Consider the following 7,280-nt stretch of genomic DNA (forward strand, 5'->3'; position numbering starts at 1 on the left):
ACAACATTCTGTTAGGAAGACTGGGTCAACCCGAAGAAGTTGCTTCAGTAGTTGCCTTCCTGGCAAGTAAAGATGCCTCATTCATCACCGCTGAAACAATCCAGATTGGTGGCGGTCAGGCTTTAGGAATTTAAGAACAATTGAGCATTGAAATTAGATCAGCGTTTATTCCAGATCGGAATAAGCACTGATCTGAACGATGGATCATGCTTATATCAGCTCGATTTGGATCGGGTTGATCGGCAATTTAGGTTTTTGTGTGTCGAAATATCGGGAGCGTTGTTTCCCGATATTTTCCCTCACAGGTTGATATTTAATTAAAGGAACAATAAAAATGGGATCACTTGCAGGAAAGAATGCCTTTATTACAGGCACTTCACAAGGAATTGGCGCTGCAATTTCGAAAGAGTTGATAGAAAGAGGTTGTAATGTTTGCATGCATTATTTCCACTCGGTTGAACAGCCGGAATTACTAAAAAAGCTGGCCGAAGAGAAGGGCCAAAAGGCAATTTGTGTTCAGGCTGATTTAACTAATCCGGCTGAGGTTTCGTCATGCATCCAAAAAGCAGTAGATTACTTCGGACAATTTGATATTCTGGTGAATAATTCCGGGTCACTGGTCGAACGCCGTATGTTGGAGCAGGTAGATATGGAGTTTTGGAACAAACTCATTGATATTAACCTGACTTCGATGATGTTGGTAACAAAGGAGCTGACTCCCTACTTTAATCGGGTTGAAGGCTCAAGTATTGTGAATCTTTCCTCTCTTGCGGGGCGTAAAGGTGGTCACCCCGGCTCGCTGATCTATTCCATGACCAAAGGTGCTGTGCTGACCTTTACCCGTGCCCTTTCAACCGAATTGGGGCCCGATGGAATTCGGGTAAACGGAGTCGCTCCCGGGTTTATTGAAGGAACTAATTTTCACAAAACACACACAAGTCGTGAGTCTGCCTTGAAAACAATCGAGGGAATTCCGCTCGGTCGCTCCGGCAACCCTGAAGACGTTGCACGGGCTGTGGCTTTCCTGGCTTCGGAGTACGATGGATTTATTAACGGAATTACGCTTGACATCAATGGCGGTGTTTATTGCGCCTAATTACGGCCGTTGAATTGGCCGAATAATTGAACTTCACAGGTCCATCGAACTTCTGATCGGTGTACCTGGACGACTGGCAGATCTGCCGGATTCATAATGATATTTGCTGGAGGATGAGCCTTTTTGACATTTCCCTTGGCCGTTTTGGGGGCTCCTTCCTTCAGCAAAAAAAAAATTACTTCCCAATTGGGAGGCATGAGGGTGAAGAGCCGAGTAGCAAACATTCATTTGTTAAGCACTTGGGTGCCCGTTGCTTTTGTTCCGGATTACGGTGCTGTCCGGAGAATTTACCTTTCGCCTGAAACGGAAAGATCAGTTGTTCGTAATTGAGCCAGAAGTGGCTGCACGAAGAAGTAACTTATTGACAGATAAAAATAATCAACGATAAACCTAAAAACTATGAGAATTAAAAACATGAAGCTAAGCAGTACGGCTATCTTATTGATTGGTTTTGCGCTCATCCTGAGTAGCTGTTCCAATACCGCTAAAAAATCCAGCCAGAACGAAGCTGCCGAATCCGTTTACGCGAGCGAAATTATTCCATTTTTCAACCATTGGAATCTGATTTTAGGTGATGGATCGAATGCCGGGCAGGCAATAAACTACGAGCATAAAGATTTCTTTTACACCGCCAACGATGGGCAAACTGACTGGGTTGTGTTTAAAGCCCCAAACGGAGGCGACACCCACGGAACTTCAAACAATACCAGAACCGAGTTGGCTCAATTGAAAAAATGGTACCCTGCAACTGCTGATGATAAGCTGACAGCTACGCTCAAAGTTATGAATGTGTCGGCTACTGGCGACGCCCGGGTTGCGGCTTCGTACGCTGTCGTTGTCGGTCAGATTCATAGCGCCGATGGACATGAAAACGAACCACTGAAAATATTTTACAAAAAATTCCCCGGTCATACCAAAGGATCTGTTTTTTGGCATTATGAAATCAATACAGCAGGTGATGACAATTCCGGAAGATGGGATTTTTCAACCGCTGTTTGGGGGTATGACTTTTCGATTGTTGGAACCGAAGAAAACACCTATCCGGAAGAACCCGGAGATGGCATCGCGTTAGGCGAAGAGTTTAGTTATGAAATCGTTGTGAAGGATGGTCTGATGAGCTTAATATTTACCAGTGAAGGGCATGAAACCAAAACGTTTACAAAAAACTTAATCGAATCGGAGTATACAACAACTGCTGATATTCCGGAGCAAACTCAAAAACTGTTTGTGCCAATAGGTCAGGATGGTGTAGAGCGTGACATTGCTTACACCGGTGAGGGGATATTCTTTAAACTAGGTTGTTACAATCAAACGAATGGGAAATCGCCCGAAGTAAATATGAACTGGTGTTCGGGTGCTGAAACCTTTGATGGGGATATACAGAAACAATATGAAACCGGAAATTACGCTGAAGTTTGGTTTAAAACAGCTAGTATTTATGTAAGCGATGATGCTGTGTCTAATCAAGGCTATTTCACGAAGAATGATTAAGTCAGGTTTTTAAAAGTATCAGTTTATCAACACCATCCGAATACATCAAATAATAGAAAGGCACAAAATGAAAAAATTAAGCTTACTACCTCTGGTAATGATTGGCTTCGTATTCGTATTATCCGGATGCGGCAATGCAGCCAAAAAAAGTCAAGATAAAAAAGCGGCAGACGTTGTTTATCCCAGCGATGTAATTCCATTTATGGATAAATTTAAAATTTTGCTGGGTGACGGCACCTATCAGGATGATCTGATTCAATATGAGAAAAAGGATTTCTTCTATGTTTCAAATGATGGCGAAACAAATTGGGTCGTGTATAAAACTCCAAACTCAGGTGTCACTTCCAGAACCTCAAGCAACACCAGAACCGAATTAGGGCAGAAGGAACACTGGACGCCAGAAACGGGTGGTAAACTAACGGGCAGCTGTAAAGTCATGCATGTTTCTACTTCGGGCGATGCCAGAGTTGCTGCTTCCTACTCGGTAGTTGTTGGACAAATACATAGCGATGAAGGGCATGAAAACGAACCCTGCAAGATCTTCTATAAAAAGTTTCCGGGGCATACCAAAGGGTCGGTATTTTGGAACTATGAAATAAATACCGAAGGAGATAATTCCAAAAGATGGGATTATTCAACCGCTGTTTGGGGATACGATATGTCTGTTGTTGGTTCAAGTCCAACGTCGTACCCCGAAGAACCCAAAGATGGTATTGAATTGGGAGAGGAGTTTTTCTACGAGATAAATGTCCATGAGGGGATCATGTACCTGACTTTTATAAGCGAAGGCCATGACACGGTTCAATTCACCAAAGACCTGTTGAAATCATCGTTCGCCAACGTTTCGGATATACCCGAACAAACCAGAAAAATGTTTGTGCCGATCGGTCGCGATGGGATTGAACGCGAAAAAGCTTATGCCGGCGAAATTCAGTACTTCAAACAAGGCGCTTATAACCAAACAAATGGGAAAAGTCCTGAAGCCAATATGGTTTGGAGTACGGGAGCAGACATTTATGGTGGTGATATCGCGAAACAATACGCAAACGGTGACTATGCAGAAGTTTGGTTTAGAGAAGCCACGGTAGGCGCTGGAGTCCCGGCAGGGCAGGATTAATCGCAATCACTCCGGCATCGATTCAACGTCGCTAGTAAAACGTCGCTGCTAACGCAGCTTCATGAATAAATTAGAATCGCCGAAAAGAAACCTTGATCCGGGCCTCTTGTTTGCCCATTGGTACTTCGCATTTGGATCCGGGCTTCTGTTTGGGAGTATGACTGTTGGTAATCAGCGCTTAGCGCTTTCTACGAAGGGCGGAGCTCATTACGGCAGGTTTGTCGTCATCCCGTTATCCTGGCTAAAACCGTCAGGTGCCCCTTTCCCGAATTTGGTATTCGTAGCACCAATGTTACGGGAAGAGTATCATTGAAGGTAGTCGTAATCGGAGGAAGTGCTATTTGTGGCTGTAGGCCTTTGAAGGCGCCATATTAATTATTTGGAAGTACAAACTGTTGGAGAATACATTGAAATGTGTGATCCCGATAAAGTTTAGTTATGACGGGGTTTAAAACAGGGTTTGTCGGTTGCAAGTGTGAAGCTCTGAATTCGCCAATGCATTCGGTTACAATAACAATAGCTTAACTTATTTAGATAAACAAATGAGGCAACTTTCACTCAAGGGAAGAACATTCCCGGCAGATCTTAATCATGCAGGTACAGTATTTGGCGGTTGGGTCATGGCTAAAATGGACAAAGCCGCTTCCATTCAAATTGAAGAAGTGATTACTTCTCCGGCAGTAACCGTTTCGGTGAGTAACTTTAGTTTTCTTCGACCAATTCACAATGGTGATGTCTTTATGGTGTACACAAAAATAAACCGGATCGGGAAAACATCCATTGATGTTGGAGTCGAGCTAATTGTTCGGTCAAGGGTAGATCTTAGTGAGTTCAAAGTAACGCAGGGGGTTTTTACCTTTGTCGCGGTCGATGCGAATGGTAAGCCCGTACAAGTTAGAAGCGTCCTGAGGAGCTGTGTCGCGCCTTACATTAAGCAGATGTTGGAGGTTGAATAAGATGAAGGTTTGCAATAAAGGTAGAATTCGATAAAAAATAAGCGGTCCGAGATTGTTTTAGAGCGATCGGTGAAACTTTTGCAAATCACGGTTTCACCGATCGCTGTTTAGTAGAACTAGCCGCGAAGGACAATGGGGTGAAAGCGTGTGTCTTTGCTTTGTTCAGAGTGGAATCGAAGTGGATCACCGAAAATGGGCTTTAATTCTTGTAAATCTTTGTGTTAAATTTTTCATCGGCCAGTTTTAGCCCTTGTTAATTCAAAAAAAAGAAATACTTTTGCAGTCCCGATTATTGTCCGTACTTGCAGTTCTTATAATTGATTGATAATGTTGGGGATAGAAAAGTTATTAACGAGCCCGATGTTAATAAGTCGGAAGTCCTTAACAGATTGAGAAGTAAGTTTTTGCAACTTTTAGTGTTTAATTAAAAAAAATTAGAGCAAGTGGATACTTTATCTTACAAAACCGTTTCGGCCAACAGTGCCACGGTAAACAAAGACTGGGTTGTGGTTGACGCAACTGACATGCCGCTCGGACGTTTAGCTAGTGCGATAGCGAAAATGTTGCGCGGAAAACACAAACCCAATTTTACTCCCCACGTTGATTGTGGAGACAATGTAATTGTTATCAACGCCGAGAAAGTTAAGCTGACCGGTAACAAGTTGAATGACAAAGTGTACTTACGTTACACCGGTTATCCTGGTGGTCAACGTAGCCAAACTCCGGCTGAGATCATGAAGAAATATCCGGAACGTTTGGTTGAAAAAGCTGTAAAAGGTATGTTACCTAAAAACCGTCTTGGACGCGCTATCTACGGTAACATGAAAGTGTATGTTGGTCCTGAGCACAAACAAGAAGCTCAAAACCCAAAAGTAATTGATTTAAATACCATCAAACTGTAACAATGGAAGTAGTAAACACCTTAGGACGTAGAAAAACTGCCGTTGCCCGTATCTTTGTCAGTGAGGGTAAAGGTAAAATTACCATTAACAACCGGGAATTGAATGAATATTTCCCAAATGGTACGCTACAGTATATTGTTCTGCAACCACTAAATTTGTTGGGTGTAGCTGATCAATACGACATCAAAGTAAACCTTGATGGTGGTGGTATTAAAGGACAAGCAGAAGCCGTGCGTTTGGCAATCTCCCGCGCAATGGTTGAAATTAATCCTGAAAACAAACCGGAACTGAAACATGCAGGCTTTATGACTCGTGATCCACGTGAAGTGGAACGTAAAAAACCAGGTCAACCAAAAGCTCGCAAACGCTTCCAGTTCTCAAAACGTTAATATTTTATTTAAAAATAACTGTGGATCTGAAACCATTGGGACTCCCCGGCATAGACGAGGGACTACTCAGCGGTTGCTTTTCAACAATTTATTTCAAAAGTTAAAAAGATGCCAAGAACAAATTTTCAAGAATTATTGGACGCAGGTGTACATTTTGGTCACCTGAAAAGAAAGTGGAATCCAAACATGGCTCCGTATATCTTTATGGAGAAAAACGGTATCCACATCATCGATTTACAAAAAACAGTTGTAAAAATTGATGAAGCTGCGGCTGCCATCAAACAAATTGCCAAATCGGGACGCAAAATTTTATTTGTGGCTACAAAAAAACAAGCCAAAGAGCTTGTTGCTGAAGCTGTTGGTAATGTGAATATGCCATACGTTGTAGAACGTTGGCCTGGTGGTATGCTAACAAACTTCCCAACTATCCGCAAAGCGGTTAAGAAAATGATCTCCATCGATAAAATGATGAAAGATACTAGTTGGGATAACTTATCAAAACGCGAAAAGTTGCAAATTACTCGTCAACGTGCGAAATTGGATAAAATGTTGGGTTCTATTGCAGACCTGACTCGTCTTCCAGCTGCTCTGTTCGTTGTTGACGTGTTAAAAGAAAAAATCGCAGTACGTGAAGCTCAGAAATTGGGTATCCCTGTATTTGCGATGGTTGATACAAATTCAAACCCGGACGATATCGACTTCGTAATTCCGGCTAACGACGATGCTTCTCAATCAATCCGTTTAATCACTCGTATCATGGCCGACGCAATTGCTGAAGGTTTGAACGAACGTAAAGTTGAACGCGAAAAAGACGGAGAAGAAGCTCCTAAAAAAGCTGCTAAAACTGAGAAGAAAGCTGCAGCCAAAGTTGTTACCAATGACGACGAAGATGTTGACGTTGATCTGGATGATGAAGATGATTCAGAAGAATAATTGCTCATTTTTTAAATAAAAAAAACTAACAGATATGGCAATTTCTGCTGCAGATGTAATGAAGTTGCGTAAAGCAACAGGCGCTGGTATGATGGATTGCAAAAACGCTTTAACCGAAGCGGAAGGCGATTTCAACCGCGCTGTAGAAATTATTCGTGAAAGAGGTAAACTGGTAGCCAGCAAACGTTCTGACCGTGAGGCTTCAGAAGGTGCTGCACTGGCTAAAGTTAGCAGCGACGGTAAATTTGGAGCCATTGTTGTGTTGAACTGTGAAACTGACTTCGTTGCTAAAAACGAAGGTTTCGTAGCTTTAACTCAAAGCTTCCTTGATGTTGCTATTGCTAACAAACCGGCTGATCTTGACGCATTGAAAGCCTTAACTTTAGATGGTCGTAC

The 7,280-nt window shown here is 42.5% G+C and carries 9 protein-coding genes; all 9 read left to right on the plus strand.

The genetic code is table 11. The features are described from left to right. Positions 1-8 precede the first annotated feature (8 nt). Positions 9-134 (plus strand): SDR family oxidoreductase, encoded by a 126-nt coding sequence (locus ABZD21_RS19545; protein WP_372776690.1) that lies wholly within the window; start codon positions 9-11, stop codon positions 132-134. 200 nt (positions 135-334) lie between these two features. Then, complete coding sequence (locus ABZD21_RS19550; RefSeq protein ID WP_372776817.1) at positions 335-1,096, plus strand: SDR family NAD(P)-dependent oxidoreductase; 762 nt, start codon at positions 335-337, stop codon at positions 1,094-1,096. Between the two features lie 399 nt (positions 1,097-1,495). After that, positions 1,496-2,587 carry a polysaccharide lyase family 7 protein gene (locus tag ABZD21_RS19555; protein WP_372776818.1) on the plus strand — a complete coding sequence of 364 codons (1,092 nt, stop codon included), beginning with the start codon at positions 1,496-1,498 and terminating at the stop codon, positions 2,585-2,587. A gap of 67 nt (positions 2,588-2,654) precedes the next feature. Continuing rightward, positions 2,655-3,704: a polysaccharide lyase family 7 protein gene (locus ABZD21_RS19560; RefSeq protein ID WP_372776819.1), complete on the plus strand. Its 1,050-nt coding sequence runs from the start codon at positions 2,655-2,657 to the stop codon at positions 3,702-3,704. A 542-nt stretch (positions 3,705-4,246) separates the two neighbouring features. Further along, complete coding sequence (locus ABZD21_RS19565) at positions 4,247-4,660, plus strand: acyl-CoA thioesterase (RefSeq protein WP_372776820.1); 414 nt, start codon at positions 4,247-4,249, stop codon at positions 4,658-4,660. A gap of 443 nt (positions 4,661-5,103) precedes the next feature. Continuing rightward, positions 5,104-5,562, plus strand: a complete 459-nt coding sequence (gene rplM / locus ABZD21_RS19570) for a 50S ribosomal protein L13 (RefSeq protein WP_372776821.1) — start codon at positions 5,104-5,106, stop codon at positions 5,560-5,562. 2 nt (positions 5,563-5,564) lie between these two features. Next, complete coding sequence (rpsI, locus tag ABZD21_RS19575) at positions 5,565-5,951, plus strand: 30S ribosomal protein S9 (RefSeq protein WP_372776822.1); 387 nt, start codon at positions 5,565-5,567, stop codon at positions 5,949-5,951. 108 nt (positions 5,952-6,059) lie between these two features. Further along, a complete protein-coding gene (gene rpsB, locus ABZD21_RS19580; protein ID WP_372776823.1) occupies positions 6,060-6,884 on the plus strand; it encodes a 30S ribosomal protein S2 in 825 nt (274 codons plus the stop codon). Positions 6,885-6,918: 34 nt separating this feature from the next. Continuing rightward, a partial coding sequence (tsf, locus tag ABZD21_RS19585; protein ID WP_372776824.1) for a translation elongation factor Ts occupies positions 6,919-7,280 on the plus strand: 362 nt, incomplete at its 3' end.

Origin of the sequence: Mangrovibacterium sp., assembly GCF_041596335.1 — a bacterium.
Lineage (GTDB): Bacteria > Bacteroidota > Bacteroidia > Bacteroidales > Prolixibacteraceae > Mangrovibacterium.